This is a genomic window from Petrocella sp., from assembly GCF_059865615.1.
This window is the reverse complement of record NZ_JCBCDA010000110.1, coordinates 112230-134290: the sequence shown is the minus strand read 5'-3', so window position 1 is coordinate 134290 and position 22061 is coordinate 112230. Positions and strand designations below refer to the sequence as shown.

Annotated in this window: 25 protein-coding genes; 1 reads left to right on the top strand and 24 read right to left on the bottom strand. The window is 35.3% G+C overall.

The annotated features are described in order from the left end of the window. Positions 1-122 precede the first annotated feature (122 nt). The 13 genes from AC6F8J_RS12560 to mnmL form a co-directional block, all read right to left on the bottom strand. Entirely contained in the window at positions 123-1409 is a 1287-nt protein-coding gene (locus AC6F8J_RS12560) for a dihydroorotase (RefSeq protein WP_500723699.1), read from the bottom strand. After that, positions 1402-2340, bottom strand: coding sequence for an aspartate carbamoyltransferase catalytic subunit (locus AC6F8J_RS12555; RefSeq protein ID WP_500723698.1), 939 nt, complete (start codon positions 2338-2340; stop codon positions 1402-1404). The genes AC6F8J_RS12560 and AC6F8J_RS12555 overlap by 8 nt, the downstream gene beginning before the upstream one ends. A 111-nt stretch (positions 2341-2451) precedes the next feature. Then, on the bottom strand, positions 2452-3684 hold the full coding sequence (locus tag AC6F8J_RS12550; protein ID WP_500723697.1) for a solute carrier family 23 protein: 1233 nt from the start codon (positions 3682-3684) through the stop codon (positions 2452-2454). 89 nt (positions 3685-3773) lie between these two features. Beyond that, on the bottom strand, positions 3774-4292 hold the full coding sequence (gene pyrR / locus AC6F8J_RS12545) for a bifunctional pyr operon transcriptional regulator/uracil phosphoribosyltransferase PyrR (RefSeq protein WP_500723696.1): 519 nt from the start codon (positions 4290-4292) through the stop codon (positions 3774-3776). Positions 4293-4530: 238 nt separating this feature from the next. Next, complete coding sequence (locus tag AC6F8J_RS12540) at positions 4531-5454, bottom strand: RluA family pseudouridine synthase (protein WP_500723695.1); 924 nt, start codon at positions 5452-5454, stop codon at positions 4531-4533. Beyond that, entirely contained in the window at positions 5447-5944 is a 498-nt protein-coding gene (lspA, locus tag AC6F8J_RS12535) for a signal peptidase II (protein WP_500723694.1), read from the bottom strand. The genes AC6F8J_RS12540 and lspA overlap by 8 nt, the downstream gene beginning before the upstream one ends. Positions 5945-5953: 9 nt before the next feature. Beyond that, positions 5954-7036, bottom strand: a complete 1083-nt coding sequence (aroB, locus tag AC6F8J_RS12530; RefSeq protein WP_500723693.1) for a 3-dehydroquinate synthase — start codon at positions 7034-7036, stop codon at positions 5954-5956. Positions 7037-7099: 63 nt separating this feature from the next. Continuing rightward, positions 7100-7663: a DivIVA domain-containing protein gene (locus AC6F8J_RS12525; RefSeq protein ID WP_500723692.1), complete on the bottom strand. Its 564-nt coding sequence runs from the start codon at positions 7661-7663 to the stop codon at positions 7100-7102. A gap of 254 nt (positions 7664-7917) precedes the next feature. Continuing rightward, positions 7918-8190, bottom strand: coding sequence for a YggT family protein (locus AC6F8J_RS12520; RefSeq protein ID WP_500723691.1), 273 nt, complete (start codon positions 8188-8190; stop codon positions 7918-7920). 23 nt (positions 8191-8213) lie between these two features. Beyond that, positions 8214-8726: a cell division protein SepF gene (locus tag AC6F8J_RS12515; RefSeq protein ID WP_500723690.1), complete on the bottom strand. Its 513-nt coding sequence runs from the start codon at positions 8724-8726 to the stop codon at positions 8214-8216. A 17-nt stretch (positions 8727-8743) separates the two neighbouring features. Next, the gene (locus tag AC6F8J_RS12510; RefSeq protein WP_500723689.1) at positions 8744-9433 is read right to left on the bottom strand and encodes a YggS family pyridoxal phosphate-dependent enzyme; all 690 of its coding nucleotides are present in this window, start codon (positions 9431-9433) and stop codon (positions 8744-8746) included. 9 nt (positions 9434-9442) lie between these two features. Continuing rightward, positions 9443-10921 carry a biotin/lipoyl attachment domain-containing protein gene (locus tag AC6F8J_RS12505; protein WP_500723688.1) on the bottom strand — a complete coding sequence of 493 codons (1479 nt, stop codon included), beginning with the start codon at positions 10919-10921 and terminating at the stop codon, positions 9443-9445. A gap of 33 nt (positions 10922-10954) precedes the next feature. Beyond that, on the bottom strand, positions 10955-11866 hold the full coding sequence (gene mnmL, locus AC6F8J_RS12500) for a tRNA modification radical SAM protein MnmL/YtqA (protein WP_500723687.1): 912 nt from the start codon (positions 11864-11866) through the stop codon (positions 10955-10957). Positions 11867-12041: 175 nt separating this feature from the next. On the opposite strand from mnmL, the gene AC6F8J_RS12495 reads away from it, so the two are divergent. Beyond that, complete coding sequence (locus AC6F8J_RS12495) at positions 12042-12461, top strand: twitching motility protein PilT (RefSeq protein WP_500723686.1); 420 nt, start codon at positions 12042-12044, stop codon at positions 12459-12461. A 137-nt stretch (positions 12462-12598) separates the two neighbouring features. On the opposite strand, the gene mgsA is transcribed toward AC6F8J_RS12495, so the two are convergent. The 11 genes from mgsA to AC6F8J_RS12440 form a co-directional block, all read right to left on the bottom strand. Further along, entirely contained in the window at positions 12599-12991 is a 393-nt protein-coding gene (gene mgsA / locus AC6F8J_RS12490; protein ID WP_500723685.1) for a methylglyoxal synthase, read from the bottom strand. A gap of 38 nt (positions 12992-13029) precedes the next feature. Beyond that, positions 13030-14160 carry a rod shape-determining protein RodA gene (rodA, locus tag AC6F8J_RS12485; protein ID WP_500723684.1) on the bottom strand — a complete coding sequence of 377 codons (1131 nt, stop codon included), beginning with the start codon at positions 14158-14160 and terminating at the stop codon, positions 13030-13032. 1 nt (position 14161) lies between these two features. Continuing rightward, positions 14162-14437 carry a cell division topological specificity factor MinE gene (gene minE / locus AC6F8J_RS12480; RefSeq protein ID WP_275841247.1) on the bottom strand — a complete coding sequence of 92 codons (276 nt, stop codon included), beginning with the start codon at positions 14435-14437 and terminating at the stop codon, positions 14162-14164. Between the two features lie 14 nt (positions 14438-14451). Continuing rightward, positions 14452-15249 carry a septum site-determining protein MinD gene (gene minD / locus AC6F8J_RS12475; protein WP_500723683.1) on the bottom strand — a complete coding sequence of 266 codons (798 nt, stop codon included), beginning with the start codon at positions 15247-15249 and terminating at the stop codon, positions 14452-14454. A gap of 21 nt (positions 15250-15270) precedes the next feature. After that, positions 15271-15969, bottom strand: a complete 699-nt coding sequence (minC, locus tag AC6F8J_RS12470; RefSeq protein WP_500723682.1) for a septum site-determining protein MinC — start codon at positions 15967-15969, stop codon at positions 15271-15273. Between the two features lie 98 nt (positions 15970-16067). Continuing rightward, entirely contained in the window at positions 16068-18821 is a 2754-nt protein-coding gene (locus tag AC6F8J_RS12465) for a penicillin-binding transpeptidase domain-containing protein (RefSeq protein ID WP_500723681.1), read from the bottom strand. After that, positions 18822-19352 carry a rod shape-determining protein MreD gene (gene mreD / locus AC6F8J_RS12460; protein WP_500723680.1) on the bottom strand — a complete coding sequence of 177 codons (531 nt, stop codon included), beginning with the start codon at positions 19350-19352 and terminating at the stop codon, positions 18822-18824. Further along, on the bottom strand, positions 19349-20188 hold the full coding sequence (mreC, locus tag AC6F8J_RS12455) for a rod shape-determining protein MreC (protein ID WP_500723679.1): 840 nt from the start codon (positions 20186-20188) through the stop codon (positions 19349-19351). Before mreC ends, mreD begins: the two co-directional genes overlap by 4 nt. 58 nt (positions 20189-20246) lie before the next feature. Beyond that, complete coding sequence (gene radC / locus AC6F8J_RS12450) at positions 20247-20942, bottom strand: RadC family protein (protein WP_500723678.1); 696 nt, start codon at positions 20940-20942, stop codon at positions 20247-20249. Positions 20943-21000: 58 nt separating this feature from the next. After that, entirely contained in the window at positions 21001-21609 is a 609-nt protein-coding gene (locus tag AC6F8J_RS12445) for a Maf family nucleotide pyrophosphatase (protein WP_500723677.1), read from the bottom strand. Between the two features lie 2 nt (positions 21610-21611). Continuing rightward, entirely contained in the window at positions 21612-21881 is a 270-nt protein-coding gene (locus AC6F8J_RS12440; protein ID WP_500723676.1) for a DUF4321 domain-containing protein, read from the bottom strand. Positions 21882-22061 lie beyond the last annotated feature (180 nt).

Below are 22061 nucleotides of genomic sequence, written 5' to 3'. Positions count from 1 at the left end.
CCTCTATCTATTCGTTAAAGTTGTGTTTTGCGCATAGTTATATTTCTATTATACCATACCATACCATACTCACCTAGTTAGTCTAGATATATTTGTATCTAGACATCTAGATATATTTTTACCTAGATGTTCAAAGTGTATTTCTTGCCTTCTACAAAGGTATACTTCATGAGTCCTTTTAAGGTCATGCCATGATATGGTGAATGCTTGGCTTTTGATTTAAAATTTCTTGCATCAACCACATAATCAGATTCAGGATCAAATATGGCTAAATCTGCAAGATGACCGACACCGAAAAAGCTTTTGTTAAGGCTTAATAAATGTGACGGTTTATGTGACATTTTATTAACCAATTGTTCCATAGTTAAATAACCGGACTTGACTAAATATGTATAGGATACTGATAACGCTGTTTCAAGGGCTGAAATACCATTAGAGGCCAAACTGAATTCTATGGCTTTACTGTCAATGTTATGCGGTTGATGATCTGAGCTTATCACATCGATGGTACCATCTTGTAAACCTTTGATAATGGCTTTCATATCAGCTTCTTTTCTAAGAGGCGGATTCACCTTGGCAAAAGTATTATAACCATCAATTGTATCCTCTGTAAGTGAAAAATATTGAGGGGATGTCTCGGAAGTCATACGTACACCCCTTCTTTTTGCAGCACGAATCAGTTCAACAGACTCTTTAGTTGAGATGTGTGCAAGATGAATTTTAATTCTAAGTTCCTCTGCTATTGCAATATATTTTGCTACCATCAAAGATTCAGATGCTGCCATACTGCCTTCAAGACCTAATTGAGTAGCTATATACCCATCATTAACACCATAACCTTTAGATAAACTATGGTCTTCACAATGTAAAATTATGGGAAGTTCAAACATAGAGGCATATTGTAGGACGCGTTTTAGGGTTTTGCTATCCTGGATTGATATATCCCCATCTGAAACAGCTACAATGCCTCTTAATTGCATACCGCCAATCTCCGTCATATCCTCGCCCTGATTCCCTTTAGTTAAGGCACCATAAGGATAGATGGCTACAGGCGATACATTATGACCTTTATTTACAACATATTCTACTACGGTCTTATTGTCAATAATTGGATTGGTCATAGGGTTACAGGTCAGTGCTGTAAAACCACCTGCTATTGCTGCTTGACCACCAGTTTCAAAGCTTTCTCTATAGTCATAACCTGGTTCACAAAGTTCACAATGCATATCAATTAGACCTGGAATGACATATAATCCTTCTGCTTCGATGACATCACATTGATCTATGTCAATATTGGTATCTACATCTATAATCTTTTCATTTTCAATTAAAATATCCATATTATGGATGGTTTTGTCATGGGTTATAATTGTACCTTTTCGTATTAAAGTTAAGTTTGTATTAGTCATGTAATGACCCTCCTCCTGAACGGCAGTGTAAATGAAACAAAGCCATACGAACAGCTATACCGCTCCCCTGCTGTTTATCAAGAACAGAACCTTCTTTGTCTATAATGCTGGAAGAGATCTCAATACCGCGATTTATGGGGCCGGGATGCATCACTATAACATCATCTTTGGCATAACTTAAGCGTGTTTTATTAATTTTATAAAGTTTCTTGTACTCATTTAAGGAAGGAATTAAAGCGATACCCCGGCGATCTTCTTGTACCTTAAGACATAGTACGACATCCGCATCAATTATAGCTTCAGTAGCTGAATGATGTATCGTTGCACCGGTTTTCTCTATATCTCTTGGAATTAAGGTTGTTGGCCCAGCGAGGGACACTTTGGCGCCTAGTTTAATAAGAGCCCAAATGGAGCTTTTTGCTACACGGTTATACATGATATCACCGATTATAGCAACTTTTAAACCGGTAAAGCTGTTTTTTTGCTCCAGAATGGTTAATAGATCGACCAGTGCCTCACTTGGGTTCTCGTTCAACCCATCTCCTGCATTAATAACAGAAGCTTTTACATATTTGGCCAAATGATGGGGTCCACCTGATATAGGATGTCGTATGACGATGAAATCGGCGCCCATTTTATCCACATAGGTCCCTACTTCTTTTAGAGATTTTTTCTGATTAAACTCACGTGCGGTCGTGATGTTGATTACTTTTGCACTTAGATTTTGTGCGGCTAATTCATAAGATAGTCGACTTCTAGAACTCTCTTCATGAAAAAGCGTTGCAACCGTTTTACCCTTAAGATGAGGTGCAACGTAACCTTTACTGTTCTCCAGTACGTATTTCATTTTTTGAGCCGAATTTAATAAATAGTGGATGTCACTGGCACTAAGTGATTTTAAGTCTAAAAAATGTTTCTTATTGTAGTTCATGGGCTCACCCCTTTGCTCTTGATTCATATCGTCTTGATTATAACATATAAATAAAAAAATGACAGCTTAGGCCATCATTTTTTATACACGAAAATATACATAATTATTTGATTAGATTTCAGATGGTAATATTGAGTTTAAAACAACACCGATTAGCGCTGCAATAGCAAGTCCGGATATGGTTACACCACTGCTTCCTATTGGGAACGCATCTACGCCAATACCTAGTACGAGTATCAAGGCTGAGATCATCAGATTACGACTATGTGAAAAATCAAGATCTGCGGATACCACAATACGTACACCAACAGATGCAATCATACCAAAAAGAATAACACTGACACCACCCATAACAGGTAGCGGTATGGTACTGATGGTAGCTGTAAGTGGACCAAAAAGACTCATGATAATGGCAAAAACTGCAGCGATTCTAATAATAGCTGGGTCATAAACCTTGGTAACAGCCAATACTCCAGTATTTTCACTATAGGTTGTATTCGCCGGAGCGCCGATAAGACCTGCAAAAGCAGTAGCCACACCGTCCCCTAATATTGTTCTGTGAACACCGGGATTCTCTAAAAAGTTCTTACCAACTACAGCCCCATTGGTTGTAATATCTCCTATGTGCTCTATGAATACAACAAAAGCAATTGGTGCGATGGCAATGATGCCGGACAAAGTAAACTTAGGCATGGTTAGAAGATTTTTTATTGCATCAGAATCTTTGTGGAATGTGAAAAAGCTGGCTTCTTGTATAGGACCAAAGTCAACAATACCAAAAAGTATAGATACAATATAACCCACTGTAATTGCTATTAGAATGGGTACCAGTTTGAAGAAACCTTCGAAAAAAATTGATACAACCACCATGGTTATAATAACGACACTGGCTATTAAAGTCGATGTCAGATTAAAAGTACCGTCTTGATAAAAGGCCATGTTTACAGCAACCGGACTAAGTCTTAATCCGATAACCATAATAATAGGGCCTGTGATGATTGGTGGAAAAAGTTTTTTGACCGCATCTACACCGATGAAATAGATGATTATGGCGATTAAGATATATACAAAGCCGGCAGCTATTAGGCCACCCTTTACAAAAGCAAGACCTTCACTTTGAAGTGTTAATGCAATGGCACCAATAAAGGCAAAGCTTGAACCGAGAAATACTGGTACGATACCTTTTGAACATACATGAAAGAGTAAGGTACCTACCCCTGCTCCAAGTAATGCAATGGCTGGATCAAGTCCGGTTAAAAAAGGTACCAAAACTGTTGCGCCAAACATAGCAAGAACATGTTGTAAACCAAGAATCATTTTTTTTGATAGTGAAATATTTTCCATTATGATGCCCCCTAAGTTAGTTTTGCCCGTAGGCTATATAATATAATAAGCTTTTAGCTTATGTATTATTGTGTTAAATAGAAATCAAGTTACTCGATAACGACACTGTCTTCCCCATCGATTTCTACTAAATGTACTGAAACAATTTCTTCTTTGGAAGTCGGTACATTTTTGCCTACATAATCTGCTCGAAGTGGTAATTCTCTATGTCCTCTGTCAATAAGGGTTGCAAACTGAATTTTCCTAGCACGTCCCGCATCCATAACCGCATCTAGAGCAGCTCTACATGTTCTTCCTGTATAGACCACGTCATCCACAAGTACGACTATTTGATTATTTACATTTATATGTAGCTGATTATTAACGACAGGCTGTATACTTTTCTTTTCCAAATCATCCCTGTAGAAGGTAATGTCTAGTGAAGCAAAAGGCACTCTAAGTCCCTCTATTTCTTCAATTTTATTTACAATTCTTTTAGCAAGTGGTACCCCTCTTGTCTTAATACCAAGAATTACAACATCAGATACGCCTTTATTATTCTCAATGATTTCATGAGCGATACGTGTAACCATGCGTCCTATGGCTTGTTGGTCCAATATGTATTTCATAGTTGTATTCCTTCCTATTAGCAAATAAAAAGACTTCTTATTAAACAACATAATAAGAAGCCGTAACAATTACGAAAGACAACCTCTTATTAGTCTCACGGAACTAATTTAAAAAGATTATAGGTAATTAAATTTGAGTTTTTTTGACGCTTTAAGCAAACAGGGTTAAAGGACAAAAGATTAAATATAATTTAACATAGAGTTCTATTCTTGTCTATGTTTTTATGATGAACATGCTTTATTTTTTATATCCAAGACGTAACAGTGCATTTTCAAAGTCTATGGGTCGTGATGCAGTAAAGGACATATACTGGCCTGTCGATGGATGTATAAAGCCGAGCGTCTTTGCGTGAAGCATCTGTCCCGGCAACTTCATATGGCTGTTTCTAGGACCATATAGTGGATCTCCAAGTAGTGGATGATTGATACTGGCCATATGAACACGAATCTGATGGGTTCTACCTGTTTCTAGTTTAAGTTCAACATGTGTAAACCCATGTTCTAATCGGTTTAGGACTTTGTAATGAGTAATCGCCTCTTTACCATTTTTGAAATTAATCGACATTTTTTTTCGATGAATCGGATGTCGACCGATAGGCCCTTCTATAGTCCCGGTATTCTCTTTTACACTATTATAGACAATGGCTTCATAGAGACGATCTACTTTGTGTTCTTTGAGCTGTTCTGCAATATGTACATGGGAATGGTCATTCTTACACACAACCAAAAGTCCTGTAGTATCTTTGTCGATTCGATGGACGATTCCCGGACGCAACTCTCCATTGATTCCGGAAAGACTTGTTTTACAATGATGCATGATACCATTAACTAAAGTATCTTCGTAATGACCAGGTGCAGGATGTACAACCATGTCAACTGGCTTATTAATAATAAGTAGATCCTGATCTTCATAAACGATATCCAAAAACATAGGTGTTGGTGTAATCGAAACTTCTTTAACAGCGGGTATGGTCAGCTTTATGGTGTCCCCCATATGAACCTTATAATTGGATTTGACCGGTAACTGGTTTACAGTAACTTGTTCCTCAATAATCCATTTTTGAATATGAGACCTTGTTATATCGATTAACTTTGAAGTAAGGAATTTATCAATTCTTTCACCTGTTTCTTCTATAGTTACAATAAATTCTCGATTACTCATGACGATCACGTAACCATTTCTTAATATCTAAATCATCTTCATTGTAATGAAACAACACAAGGTAAACAAGTGAAAAGCATGCAATGACCACTAAGATATCTGCCACATTAAAAACAGGAAATTCAAACCAGTGAAAATGAAACATATCGACTACAAAGCCATCGCGTATTCTATCAATAAAATTACCTAAAGCACCTGAAAATAAAAGAACCATCGTAACCCTCAAAGGTATATATATTTTTCGTCTTGGAAGAATATAATATATCATAATCATGACCAACATCGTTATAATTGTAAAAAGGGCAAAAATAGCAATTTGATTTTGTAACATACCAAAGGCTGCGCCACGATTTTCAACATAGGTGAGTTTAAAGATGCCATCAAGAAGAATGATGTCATTTTGATGTTTTAAGTGTGTGATGGTCAGCCATTTTGTCCATTGATCGAAGCCAACCAAAGCTATTATGCAAATTATACTTGTTATAAACATACGAAACACCTAATTAAGGATTGCCTTAATACCTTCCATAATCAATTTCTTTTCTATATTATTGTCCATATAACAGGTTCCTATCCTTTTAAGGAGAACAAAACTAAGTTGATGATGCTTGGTCTTTTTGTCAAAAAACAACTCTTTATAGATAGACTCGGGTGATAAATCTACAATGCCAACGGGAAGATCATATAAACCCATTAGGGAAGATATTCTATCCAAATCGTGCTGAGTTAAACCACCTAGGGCGTAGCTTATGTAAGAAGCTGCCATCATACCAAGTGCAACACATTCTCCGTGAAGACGTTCAAAATCCATTAATCTTTCTATCGCATGTCCGATGGTATGACCAAAATTAAGCGTAGCCCTAAGACCTTGCTCTCTTTCATCTTTTGATACAATTTCTGATTTTATTAAACAAGATGTTTTAATTAACGCGGTAATAGCTTCGTGATTCAGATTTTTAATGTCATCAACACGACTTTCTAGAAATGACATGTAAGCTTCGTCTTTAATCAAACTATGCTTAATGACCTCACCCATACCTGAAGCGAATTCTTGGACAGGTAAAGTTTTTAATGTCTGTGTGTTGATAAATACCATTTCAGGTTGATGGAAAGCCCCAACAATATTTTTATAACCATTAAAATCCATCCCTGTCTTACCACCGATGCTACTGTCAACCTGAGCCAATAGACTCGTAGGTACTTGGATAAAATCAATACCGCGCATATAGGTAGCCGCCGTAAATCCTACCATATCCCCTACCACACCACCACCCAAAGCGATTAATAGAGATTGGCGATCAAATTGATGGGTTATCAAAAAATCATAGATTAAGTTAATCGATTTATAATTCTTATTAACTTCACCGTGAGCAAAATCAAAAGATAAAACTTCGATGTTTAGTCCTTCAAGGGTATTTTTTACTTCAGACGTGTATAAAGGTGCAACGTGATCATCGGATATAATAGCAATTTTACTGTAGTTTTTCCTAAGATCCAATATTTGTCCACGTAAAGGTTCAAAAGAAGCCTCAAAAAATATGTTGTATTTTTTAAGTGATGTTTCTACTTGTATTGAATTCATATGCCCTCCAAATAAAACTGCCTAAGCTTACTTAGACAGTTGTTTGTGCGTATTCGTGATTATTTATGACTCAAGTGTCTCTTCACTTTCAACTTTTTCCACTTCACCATCTGTTTCTATATCTTCTTCAAAGGTATAGGACCCATTAAGTGGTACTGCATTAATACTTTTTAGTAACTCAAGTTCATTCTTTTCAGTCATCTCAAGTTGAGCATTTAAGAAATGCTTGATTTGTATTTTTGATGCATCATATTGCTTAATGAGTTCTTCTCTTTTTTTATTAATTGAATATACTTCATTTTTACCTTCATTGACAATCGCTTGAGCATTGATTTCAGCTTCTTTAATAATCTGTTCAGCTTTCTTTCGCGCTAAGTTTTTGGTTTCTTCTGCCATTTTTTCGGCTTGAATTAAAGTGTTTTGCAGAACATCTTCTATGGTTTTATAATATTGAATGCCTTCATTTAGCATATTAACTTTGTCATTAAGTTCAATGTTTTCCTTATAAAGTTGCTCATAATTTACCAAAACTTCTCGAAGAAAGGTTTTTACCTCACGATTATTGTAACCTGATACGCTTTTGGTAAAGGTTTTTGATTCTATGTCTATTGGTGTTAGTCTAGCCATTATTACCCTCCTATTGATTGAAATCGATTTCTACTACGCTTCGATTTTTTGTCATTTTCCAATATTTATCAGACGTATTTTACCTACACCTCAAATAGAGATGATGTCTTTGACTTTTAGAATCCTAATTATTTGGGTCACTTCACTATCATTGACAAAGACACGACCCATTTGAATATGGTTAATACTCTTTTCGCGCGATAGTCTTGTTCCCAGCTTGAGAATATTATCCAATCCATAAGAGGTAAGGCACCTTACATATATGGACGTAAATAGTTCTGTAAAGTTGTTAATATTAAATAGGCAATAAAAGGTGAAAAATCTAAAGCCATATTCGCGCCACCAAAAATCGATTTTTTGATCATCATCCTTATAGGTCCAAGTATCGGATCAATGATACTGTGTAATAAACGCACTAAAAAGCTACCATGATTAATGGGTAACCAAGAAATTAAGGCACTCACAACAATCAAGGTACTTAAAATAACTAGAAAATAGTACAATGCACGAATAAATAAAAGTGTCATAAATCCTCCAAAATAGTCGTTGATTAATCTTCCTGAGTCTTCCATGGTAAAATTATGCCGTTTGACTTGAGTTCTTCTCTAAAATCTCCGGCAACATCGACGTTTTCCGGGGCAATAATAAAGATATTATTTGTTACTCTTTGAAGATTGCCATTTAATGTATAACAAGACCCGCTTACAAAATCCATAATACGCTGAGCAACATTGCGCTCCATATTTTCAAGATTGATAATGACCGGACGTTGGCTTTTTATATGATCACAAATATCTTGTGCTTCATCATAAGATTCCGGTTGAATGACAACAACCTCCATTTGTACACTTGCTTGAAAATTGACAACTTTAGAAGCACCCGTCGTGTCCTTACCACCAGAAAAACTTCTAAAAGACCTTGTTTGTTCCTCTTGATTGTCTTTGACGGTTTGGCGATAAGCCGATTCTTGTATGTAATCTTCACGAACATCAATATCTTCTTGCTCATCTTCATAGTCGTTTAATTTCATCATATCCATCATTTTATCAATGAATTTTGCCATAATGTTCACCCCTTATATTAATAATTTCGATCACCGAACAATGCGGTTCCGATACGTATCATGGTGGCCCCTTCTTCTATTGCTACCTTGAAATCATTGGTCATACCCATAGAGAGGACATCCATACTCACATTATCAAGGTTTTGTTCTTTTATGTCAACAGAAAGTTGGTACAAAGCTTTAAATATAGGGCGATTTTCCTCAGGGTTATCAACAAATGGTGCGATGGTCATAAGGCCTTCAATCTTGAGGTTTTCCAATTGATGTATAGACTTAACCATATCAATAACATTTTGGGATTCAAAACCATATTTACTTTCTTCTTGTGCTACATTGACTTGTATGAGTATGTGGGCAATTACATTTTTCTTTTTTGCTTCTTTTGATATCGTTTCTGCAAGACGATATGAATCCACTGAATGAATGAGGTCTACTTTGTCAATGATATACTTGACTTTGTTGCGCTGTAGGTGCCCAATCATATGCCAGTGTATGTCCTTTTTTTTAAACTGTTCATATTTGTCACATAACTCCTGAACCTTATTTTCACCAAAAATACGCATACCTGCCTTATAACCTTCTTCTAAGATGCTTAAAGGTTTTGTTTTGGATACATTTACTAAAATAATGCTTTTTGGATTCTTATTAATTTTAAAGCAGGTTTCTGCGATTTGAAGGTTAATGGTATTAAGATTATCTTGAATCATATTGGCCTCCTAATTGATGGTTTGGTATTCTGTTGTTGTTATGCCTTCTGTTGCTATTCGGTCATAAATCCTTACACCATAGGGTGTGTAGGGCGCAACAATACGATAATCAATGTCTTTATAGGTTGTTTGTATAAATTTAAAATCAGCAAATCCTTTATTAACAACATAAACGCCATCTAAATCCTCTGTTTGGTCAATGATAAACTCCGTTGTACTGACTGTTTCAGGATCTGTATAGGACAACACATCACCAACTTGTATCCTATCAGAGATAGGTACATAGACAAGATCATCCACCTTTAAAAACAGCCTTGCTGTTGTAAAATCTATGGTGCTATCTCCAGGTGCTTCTTCAGAGTTTACTTTTTTATAGACACCATACTGACCACTAAGATATCCAAAGTACTGAGCAGGTATAACTGCAAAGGTTTTTTTGACAATTGCAGTTTCCGGTATTTTTATTCCTTGATGATTTTCATGTATGATTCTAAAATCTACAAAACGTTCATTTAAAAATTCATTTAACATACGGTCTGCTTCTATTTTTATGTAAGTTTTATTATTATCCGTAAATACTTGAATTTTTGCAACAATCTCTATATTCTTTTCAATAAAATGTATGGTTTTGTAGTTCATCGTTTCCAGTAGTTTTGCGCTCTCGGGATCTATTTCTGCTACAATATGCCATAAATAATTGTCGATAACTTTAAAAATAGGTTGTCCCACAGAAATATTACTTTTAGTCACTGTATCTTGGATTTTTGGCGTACGATTTAAATCACTAATAGTAAAGCTTTCCGATGTAATATCTTCCATACCGTCAATAATATAAGAGACCAAGCCGCTGCTGGTTGCCTTATGCATACTGATACTATTGCCAAGCTCATTTTCTAACATATCTATATTAGAACTATTAGAAAGCCCCAAACTTCTTTGCTGAATAATAACGGTATTCCTTATATCGCTTATATCATTTTCTAACTGTTTTCTTACGGTATAGGTATGTTCGAATTTTTTGTTATGTTGGTTTATCACATAATTCTTAATTCGATTTTGTAGATAACCATAACTTTCTTCAAAAGATGAATCACTACTATCTAGCTTTTGATTCGCTTTAAAAATCTCCTCATCTAAAAGTGCAACATAATCCGTATCAGCTATAATACCACAAACCGTATTAGTATTTCGAACACGAGCACCCTCTGTTAAGAAGTAGCGAATTTCACCAGCTGAGTCGGCAAGGGATACTTTTTCATTTCGAATGACTAAACCTGTATATGTATTCGAATGGGATAAGGTGCCCAGTTCTGCAATGGTGTAGTTCACTTTTTCCTTCACAGCAAAAGAAATCATGATAAAAATCAAATACGCCAATATAAGTACGAAGACAAAAACACCAAAATTCAAGTGTTTAGTTGCCTCTGTTTTAAGAGATGCTTCTGATTTCAGTTTTAGATAGCGGTTGCTATTTTTCTTAGATGACATTTGACCACCTCATTACAATAAGTTCTCTAGACATTATATCATTTTACCTTGATATAATCCTTCTTTCAACATTTTTTTTTCAATACTTTCTTTAATGATCCACCAACTGGTATTCCAATTACAAAATACGGTGTCTTCCTTTGGAGCGCGGCTGACTAATCTTTGAACAGCACAGTTCGGATTAAGATGGGTCAAAAAAATCACGACCCTTTCTATATAATTTTCCATAGTGTTCATTTTGAACACTCCTTGATTGTACATGTCCTCGAATACGGTATCTTTTGCAATGTATAAAGCATGTAGTTTTACCATCTCAACTTCCAGTTGATTCATCAACAAAGCCATTTTTATAACCTCATCATCTTCATCCCAAGGCAAGTTCATAATCAAATGCGTACATATCTTGAACCCATATTCATGAATCAAATGAGTTGCGTTAATATATGACATAACATCATGACCTCGATTGATTTGTTTTAATGTGTCATCATTAGTTGTCTGAAGACCAAGTTCAATGACAATTTCAACGTCATAGGTGTTATGGATGTTTTTTAATATTTCTAGATGTTCACGTGAAATACAATCCGGTCTTGTAGCGATATCAATTTCTACTATATTTTCTATGCAGGCAGATCGTATATATGCATTAAATACTTCATAAGCCATATAAGTATTTGTATAATTTTGAAAATAAGCGATAAATTGCTTGGCACCATATCTCTTACCAATATAATTCATATTGGACCTTAGCTGTGTTGCTACAGATTGAGTCGATGGTAAAGTTTCAAAGCCTGCACCTTTCTCACTGCAAAAATAACAGCCTTGATTACCCAGTGTTCCATCTCTATTAGGACATGTTATGGGTAAATTAATAGGTAGTTTATAAACCTTTTCACCGTATTCTTTTTTTAAGTATTGACTATAGATATTATATAGTGTTTTCATTTTTTCTTCTTTCGTTGTATGATATGTACAAAATGTGAAAACATTTCAAACTTTTTTTATAAATGTTGAATTAAAAAAAGGAAAGCTCTAACAAACATAGAATATTATACTATAGCTCTCAGACATAAGTCTGATTGAAACGAGGATTCATTTTAATGTCAAGGAGGAGATTGCTATGATACGATTAGTTGCAGGTGATACAGGTGAAGGTAAAACAAAGGCATTAATCGATATGGCCAATAATGCTCTTACAACTACTAAGGGGCACATTGTCTATATTGATTTGGATTCAAGTCATATGTACGATTTAAGACACGAAATACGATATATTAATATTTCAGATTATCCAATTGCAGATTACAAGGAATTCTTTGGATTCATGTGTGGTATTCTATCAGAAGATAATGATATCACGGAGGTTTATGCTGATGGACTTCTCCGTCAAGCGCACATCGATGAAATCTCAAAATCAGATGAATTAATCGAAAAATTAAAAGCGGTATCCGATAAATTTGACGTTCGATTTGTATTTAGTTTAACCTGTGATACTTGTAGAGTTCCGGAATTCTTGGAAGAATTCTTAGTGAAGGCATAATACAAGTGGATTTTGGTAACTGATTAAATAATTGGTTTACGTGTCAAAACAATAAAATTTGTTTCTGACATATTTTCCATCAATAGATATGAGCAAGGAAAGAGGTCAATCATGATTGACCTCTTTCCTTGTTTAATTTATAGAGTATTTCTCCACTCTAAGTCACCACGTTCTAATGATTTAATTAGTAATTCCGCCGTTGCGAGATTGGTTGCAATCGGAATATTATGAATATCACATAAGCGGATAACACTAGAAGGATCAGGTTCATGTTGCATCTGAGATAATGGATCTCTTAGAAATATCACCATGTCAATCTGATTATGAGCAATCTGAGATCCAAGCTGTTGTTGTCCACCTAAATGTCCAGCTAGGTATTTCTGTATAGAAAGGTTGGTTACCTCTTCTACAAGCCTACCTGTCGTTCCTGTCGCAAATATATCATGTTTTGATAGAATGTTTTTATAGGCTATGCACAGATTTTGCATGAGTTTTTTTTTGTTGTCGTGAGCGATTAAACCTATGTTCATGAATAGACCCCCTTTAATTATGAGTTGTTACATTAAAGCTACTTGTTTAGTGTTGATTTCCTCTGCATGCCTATGTTGAGTATAATACCCATGCCAATCATGTTGGCCATTAAAGAGCTTAGACCTGCACTAATAAACGGTAAAGGTATACCTGTGTTTGGTACAATGCCAATTGTGACACCAATATTAATAAAGGACTGATATGTAATCATTGCTACTACACCTGTGACAATTAATTTGCCAAATAAATCACTTGCATCTTTAGCAATCCACAAACATTTTAATATGAGTATAAAAAGCAAAAGTATAACAATCGTACACCCAAAAAAACCAAACTCTTCACCAATTATAGAAAAGATAAAATCCGTTTGAGGTTCCGGTAAATAATCATATTGATTGACCTTACCTAAATATAGTCCTTTTCCAAATATCCGACCCGAACCAATGGCTTGAATTGAATTATTGGTTTGCATAAGTAATGATGGGTCAACACTATCCGGTCGAATCAAGGATATGATTCGATTCACTTGATATTCTTTTAGTAAGGTTTGATCTGGCTGTTGAATGTACCAAAGTCCCAAAAGAGCCGATGGTATTAACACAGCACTTGCTCCAACCACATATAGATAACTAATACCGGAAACATATATAATGAAGGCCAGAATTAAAAACATAATTAAACCCGTAGAAAGATCCGGTTGTCTTATGATTAAAATAGTTGGCACAAGGGTTAACAATATTGAACCTAAGATTATATACCACTGATTAATCTTGGATTCAAACTTATCAAAATACTTGGCAAGTACCAATACCAGAAAAATTTTTGCAAATTCACTAGGTTGCAATCTGAATGGACCTAAATCAATCCATCTTACTGCATTGTTAGCAGATGCGCCTGCAACCAATACCAGTGACAGTAAAAGTATGCTAAATATATAAATAGGAATAGCTAATTTTCCCAACCAATGATAATCAAAAAAAGCAAAAAACAATAGTATACAAAAGCCTAGAATATAGCCAATCATTTGTTTGTTTACAACTTCACTGGTTCCGTCAGTGCTATATACACGTGTTGCGCTTCCAATGGCAACAATGCCGATAATACCCAGTAAGGCAATAAGCAAAACCAACACGTAGTCAAACCGTTTAAAGTCATATTGCTTAAACATATTACGTTCTCTTGCCTGGAACACGCATGTTACGGATTGGAATATTGGCATAAAGGGCTGGTACAATGCCATTTTCATATTCTGAGGAAGTTGTTCCCAGATTAATCTCAAGACCTTTTTCGTCTATTTCCATATAACGACTTATAACATCGATGATTTCCTGCTTCATCATTTCAAGCAACTCGGTATTACAGTTGGCCCTGTCGTGGATAAGAACTAACTTCAAACGATCTTTTGCAACACTACTTGAATGCTTCTTTTTACTAAAAAATCCCATTATAAGGCTCCTCTCTAATTATTTATCCCCATAATATTTCTCAATTTCTTGAAAAAACTTACATTTACATTAAGGTCTAAGTAGGGAACATCTTCTCCCATAATACGCTTACAAATATTCAAGTACGCTTTTCCAGATAGAACATCTTGATTAATAACAATGGGTTCTCCATTATTCGTTGATATGACGATGTTTTCATCATCAGGTATAGCACCAATTAAATCAATAGCAAGAATATCAATAACATCTTCAACTGACATCATATCTCCTCGTTTGATCATATCTGTTCTTAGTCGGTTAACGATCAGACGATGGTCCTTCATTTCATTGGCTTCAAGCAATCCAATAATTCTATCTGCATCTCTAATCGCTGAAATCTCGGGTGTTGTAACGATTATTGCTCTGTCAGCACCTGCAATTGCGTTTTTAAAGCCTTGTTCGATACCTGCCGGACAATCAATAATAACATAGTCAAAATCTTCTTTAAGGTTTTCACAAAGTTCTTTCATTTGATCAGGCGATACAGCATCCTTATCTCTGGTTTGTGCAGCTGGTAATAAAAACAGTTCCGGGAATTTCTTATCCTTAATTAAGGCTTGTTTTAAACGACAGTTGCCTTCTACCACATCAACAAGGTTATATACAATACGGTTTTCAAGTCCTAAAACGACATCTAGATTTCTAAGACCGATATCAGCATCCAACAATATTACTTTTTTACCTAACATAGCTAAACCGATACCTATATTAGCACTTGTGGTGGTCTTACCTACGCCACCTTTTCCACTGGTAATTACAATACATTCACTCACGAGCTTGATCCCCTTTGCATTTTAGTTTAAGATTTTAAAATCTTTATGGGTGTTACCTTCAATATGATCTATGACGATACGTTCGTCTTCGATAAATGCTATTTGTGCTACCGTTCTACTTTCTTCGAATTTGTCCGGAGACCGGGCAATCACATCTCCTATTCGAATTTGGGTTGGCTGCATGTTTAGAGCAATAACACATGCTTGTCTTTCGCCATCACATCCGGCATGGGCATAACCCTTAAGGCTTCCAAGAATAACGATGTTACCCTTTGCTGTAACTTTTGCACCCGGATTAACATCACCTAAAATAACGATACCTGTATTCATATTCAGTTCCTGTCCAGATCTTAATGTACCTTGATGAAAGACGGCCACTTCTTCTGGAAACACTTGCTTAGGCAATATTTCTTTTTTTAATGTAGCCATAGCGTTCAAACTTTCCGAAGACACCACCGGTATATTGTCATCGACGACACAAAAGACTTCCATGTCAGTTAGTTCATGAATCATTTGAATAACTGACTCTTGTTGAGTATCACTTAGGCTTTGTCCTTCAAATCCAATAGACACTTTGGCGTTCCCAAAGAATTTTTTACCATCTGTTAGTTTTATTTTTATAGCCGATAGGAGGGCTTCAAATTCAGCATCTTGATTCATTATAAAATTAAGTCCATAACGATTGCCTTTGATTAACACCAATTCATTCATATAATCCATCTTTAACCCTCTTTAATTCAATAAAAATTTTTCTAATCCTTATTATACATAATAACGCGTCCATTGTATACAGTTGAACAAGATGTTTCTTAGACCGATTAATTCAATTTATTACCGGTTGTATAATTTTCCGCCTCTTTATTAACTTCAAAATACATCGCCAGAACTTTTTTGGAGTTTAATGCGGCATATCTCGAGGAATAGCCAAAATGTATGACGGTTGCAATCGATACAGTCGGGTCATCATAAGGCGCAAATCCTGTAAAGATTGCATGAGAGGCCCTTGACTTAATCAGCTCTGCAGTTCCAGTTTTACCGGCAATGGATATGGGAAAGTCGGCAAAATAAGATCTAGCTGTACCACTAGAACCTTCCGTTACTTCCAACATACCTTTTTTGACTACGTCTATATGGTTTTGATTGAAGTCATTTTCAATAATAGTTTTAGGCGTATAGTCCACGATCACTTCACCAGATTTATCCATTACCTTATCCACGATGTTAAGTTCTTGCATTTTACCGTCATTAGCAAGGGTATTCATATATCTTACTAATTGAACAGGTGTAAAATCATGTGTTCCTTGACCAATTGTTGCCCTAACAGCATCTCTTTCAGCCAGTGTGGAAGATGCTTCACCAATCTCAATACCGGTTTTTGAATCTAATCCAAATCGGCTAGCATAATCTGCTAACACGCTAATACCGTGTGCATCATTATAACGACCATCTTCATTGAAGCTTAGTCGCCAACCCATCTCATAGAAAAAATAGTTACAAGATTGTTCTAATGCTTGTATAACATTAATAGATCCATGACTTCCTCTGCTTTGACTATAAATCCAACAACTTGGTGATGGGAATATTTTTGTGAAAATACCTCTATCCAGAACACGATCTGTTGGTCTTATAATGCCCTCCTCTAGTGCTGCAATGGCTGTAACCATTTTAAAGGTTGATCCTGGAACGGATTTTGCATAAGTTGCTCTTGGATACAATGGACTTGTAGGATCGGATAATAGCTTTGCATAATAATTGTTATCAAAATCATTAACAAGGCGGCTGTTATCATATGAGGGGTAACTAACGAGAGCTAGAACTTCACCTGTATCCACATCTGTAATAACTACCGCGCCGGATGAAGGGTCTAAGGCCAATTGATGTGGCGTTATTTCAATGTTTAAGATCTTTTGTTTCATAAAATCAATAGGTGCCAATCTACGGCTTTTTAGATTTATGATATCTTCTTCTGTAGCTGTTACCAATCCAAAATCAATGATTAAAAATGTAAGGTCATAATAACTAAAGGCTTCCTGATCTAAGAGGTACAAGTATATGTATTGTGTAAAATCATAACGTGTAGAACTTTCTTCTTCAAGGAACTTAATTACATATGCAAAAGCTTCTTCTTCTCCGGCATCCTTTAGTGCTTCAGGAAGAATCAAAAGATTTGCTTTATAAAATTCAGTCATTAGTGTTCTGAAGCTAATCTGCCCCTTCTTAAAAGCAACATAGTTCTCATCAGATCTATAACTTTTGTCTAGAATACCTTCTGTTCTTAAATTCTCCAGAAAATATGTGTAGATAGTGCCGTACTTATTATAATTTTGTGGTGGCGTGTCATTTTTTATTTCATTAAGAACATATGAAACCATCTGGTCTTTTGTCGATAGCATGGTATTATAGATTCGTTTTTGTCCGTCACTGTTTTCTGGTCTAATTAACCGTGTATCTATAAGATTATATCGAAAAATAGAATCATATATATCTTTCAAAAGGATGTATCTTTGTTCTCTGGTATTTGGCAAACGCATGAGCATTCTGTCTACAATAATCTCTGCCAATTGTCGCTCAAGAATATTGTAGGTATTTATCTGTAAGTCCCTGTCGATGGTTAGGTATACATCATATCCCATAATAGGATCAATGTTGTCAATAACAAGCATCGTCTTGCCTAGGTTATTTACTTCCACTTTTTGTGCACCATCATAACCTCTTAAGTGGGACTCCATCTCCTTCTCTATTCCAATGACACCAATTGTATCTTCAGCAGTATAGCCTAAAGGTTTTAAGACTTCTAAGCGTTCAGAATCTATTCTCCGGGTATAGCCAATGATATGTGCGAAATAAGGTGCATCATTATAAACACGATAAGGGGTTTCAACTATAGACACACCGGGAAAAACATCATTTCGTTCTTCCAATACCGCTAATGTTTTTTGACTGACATTGGTCGCAATAATCTCGGGTTGATATTTCGAATATCTTTTTATATATTGGGCATATCGGACATTTAATATATCCAGTGTCTCTGCAGTTGTATAATTCTTAGCATCAATATTAAAACGTTGATCCCTTAAAAATAAATATATTTCATAAGGCTCCATAGCAATCTGTTCTTTTGTCAACTGGCTAGTATATCTCAAATTAAATACGTTTTTCTTAAAGTTAAGGATTTGTTTTTCAGTACCAATAATCTCAAACCCATCTTCGGTTCGTCTTAAAGGGAACTCATCTACTAAAGCATCGCCATTATTTCGAATGATTCCGATGAGTTCATGAATCATTTGGTTCTTGTCAGGTACTTCTATGCTGTCATTCAAAAAGACAGTGTAAGATATAATGTTTTCAGCAAGGGGATAACCATTTCGGTCATATATATTACCTCGATGTCCCTCTATACTGACTTCCCTAATAACACTAAGTTCAAAAGCTTTAGCCAAGGCTTCACCTTCTACAATTTGGAGTTCAAAAAGTCGCATAATTAAGATATAAAATAGGACAAATACAATCAGTAATAATAAAAATAGTCTATGTGTAAGAAAGCTATAAATTGCTTTAAATAGTGTTTTCAATTAATCTTCATTCTCCTTTAACCACTCGTTCTTTTCCACGTAGAGATTAATAAAATAATAAATTCGATAAAGTATGAAGCCCACAAATACGGAATAAATGAGTTCCGGTATAATAATCATAGTAAAATATTGGTTCAACTTTAACTGACCTCTAAATAAAAACGTAAAAAAGTAAACGATAAAATTTTGAAAAAAATCAGCAATGCCAATCATAGCAATAGGTACAAGCAGACTTTCTCTGTAAAAAGTTCGATGAAAAAACCCTGTGGCATAACCAATATACATATATATTAAAGCATAAAATCCTATAACATCACCATAAAAAATATCGTGTAATAAACCAATAATAACACCTACAACAGCACCTTCTACGCGCCCTCTTAACAGACCAAAAGAAACAATAGTGATGACAAAAATATTAGGTACAATACCATTAAAGGCAATTTCCTGGAACACGATAGGCTGTAAAATTAGGTTGATGAGTATGATTAATCCAATAACAAAAAAACGAGCAAATTGTACTTTTCTCATTGCTTCCTCCACAAGCGGTTGATGACCAGAACCTCTTCCATATGTTTAAAGTCCACTACAGGCTTAAGATAAGCAACTTGAGTCAATCGGTTTGGGTTATTTTCAATTTCTACAATGTGTCCTATCAGTATCCCTGGAGGGTAGACTTCACCAAGATGAGAAGTGGTTACTTCATCACCCACAATCAAATTGACATCCTCTCCAATATATTCAACTCTTAAAAGACCATCGTTATACAAGGTTAAGTCACCTTTAACAATGCATAAGTCTTCTGTACGAACAATAAATGCACTAACACTGCTTTTGTCATCTATTATAGAACGTACTTTGGAATAATTCGGCCCGACTTCTATAATTTTGCCAAGCAAACCAGCACCTGACATAACCACCATATCCGGTTTGAATCCTGCACTTTCCCCTTTATCAATTGCAAAAACATGATACCAATTACCAGGGTCTTTACTAATAACTCTAGAACCTGTTTTGGGATAATCAGCATAACGCTGATCAAGTTCATACAATGTTCTAAGTCTTTCTAGCTCTGATTTAGATTGTTCTAGAATTTTATTTTCATAGGTCAATTGATGAACTTCTTCACTTAATAGTTGATTAAGTTCTTCAAGCTCATTAATATTTTTTATAAAATTCACACTGCCTACTAACCAGTCTCCAAAGTAAGTAATGCCCTTTTGTACCGGTATAACAACATAGGCCACACTTTTTTCAATTGGTGTGATTTCCGTCCTCGTTTCCCATGTTAAAATCATTAAGAAAAGAAAAAGGACGGATATTCCTGTTATTATTTTCTGTGATGTTAAACGCCTTCTTCTTGACATATTGCCTCCATTAACTGATGGTTATTGTTAAAAACGATAGAGTTGAATTATTGACACTTTAAGCACGGATATAACCTTTTTCTTTTAAGCTGGTATAATTCCCATCTCCAATTACAATGTGGTCAAGTAAGGTAATACCTAATATTTCTCCTGATGATTGTATACGCTTTGTAATGGCGATGTCTTCATTACTTGGTGTTGAGTTTCCACTTGGGTGATTGTGTAATAGTATGATACTAACAGCATGATTTCTTAAAGCATAAATAAATACTTCTCTAGGGTGTACAAGAGAAGCATTTACCGTACCAACAGACAGTGTATGATCTCCAATTATATTATGCTTCGTGTCCAATATGACCACTTTGAAATGCTCACATTCTAAATGCCGCATGGCTTCCATATAAACTGAAGCTACAGATGAAGGTGAATGAACATTAATCCTTTCCTTATAAGTTGCTTTTGCCATTCGGTTAGAAATTTCAGTGATTGCTTTTAATTGTATCGCTTTGACGCGACCTATACCTTTTATCGTTTGTAGTTCTTTCATAGTCAACTTATGCAGGCCAATCAAGCCGGATGCATGTTGGTTCAGAACACGCATAGCTATATCAGTTGACTTTTCTTCTTTGGTGCCGCATTTAATGATAATAGCAAGAAGTTCTGCATCGGATAAAGCAGAGGCACCTCGTATTTCTAGTTTCTCATATGGTCGTTCTTCACTTGGAATTTCTTTGATGGTCATTGATTTTTGCATATTATCCCCCTGATAACAAGTCTCTTATCTCATGTTTTCTATCTCTTTTTTTGACCCTTTAACTATACAATTGGTCCTTTATAAGATCAAAATAATTTAATTTCAAAGATTTGAAGCCATCCATTAAGGTTTGTACGGACAATCCGACAACCGTACTGTATTCTCCATCAATCCGTTTAACAAGGGTGGCACCAATACCTTGAATACCATAAGCACCTGCTTTATCCATTGGTTCGCCTGTCGCTACATAGTCCTGTATCCATGTTTCTGAAAGTGGGTTCATGATTACGTTGGTCATAGCTACTTGTGTAAATACTTCATGACCCGGCTGGTGTATTAAAGTCATGCCTGTCAAAACCTGATGGGTTCTGCCGCTTATCGCAGTTAACATAGCTATAGCCTCTGTGGCTGTTTTAGGCTGAGTAAGGATTTGATTATCTACAACCACAATCGTATCAGACCCAATAATTAAGCCTTGTTCGAGTTCTTTTGCAACAGCATAGGCTTTTTCATATGAAAGTCTATGGACAAGAGCATGAGGCTTTTCATTAGGTTTATGTAATTCGTCAATATTAGACTTAATTACCCGTGGATATAATTTTAAATTGTTGAGAATTTCTTTGCGTCTAGGTGATCCTGACGCTAAAATAATTTCTATAGATTTCATAATTATAACTTTCTGTAAACAAATAGTGATAGGGCTACACCTAGAATACTGGATACGGTAATTCTAATTAATATCTTAAATGTCAGTTCAATAACTTTTAAATCTATTTCTAATGGGTTTCCTACCATACCAAACTTATAGCCGAAGTCTAGCCATTTTAAATAGGATACGCCTTGTGCCAAACTACCGATAAAACCACCAAGAACAATACCAGTCAATACCAGTAGAAATAAAGTCCAACCATTTTTTGTGCTTTTTCTTTGATATGTCATATTAATCCCCTTTTCTTAAGTACCTTTTAGAAACATGAGTAAAACATAAATCCGGACACATAAAGTCTCCGTTTATGTCAACGCAGTTCTATTTTATCATAGGCCTATTTATTTGTATAGTTTTTCAAGGTATAGATTAAGAAAAACAGACTGACTCATTTTATATGAGCCAGTCTGTTA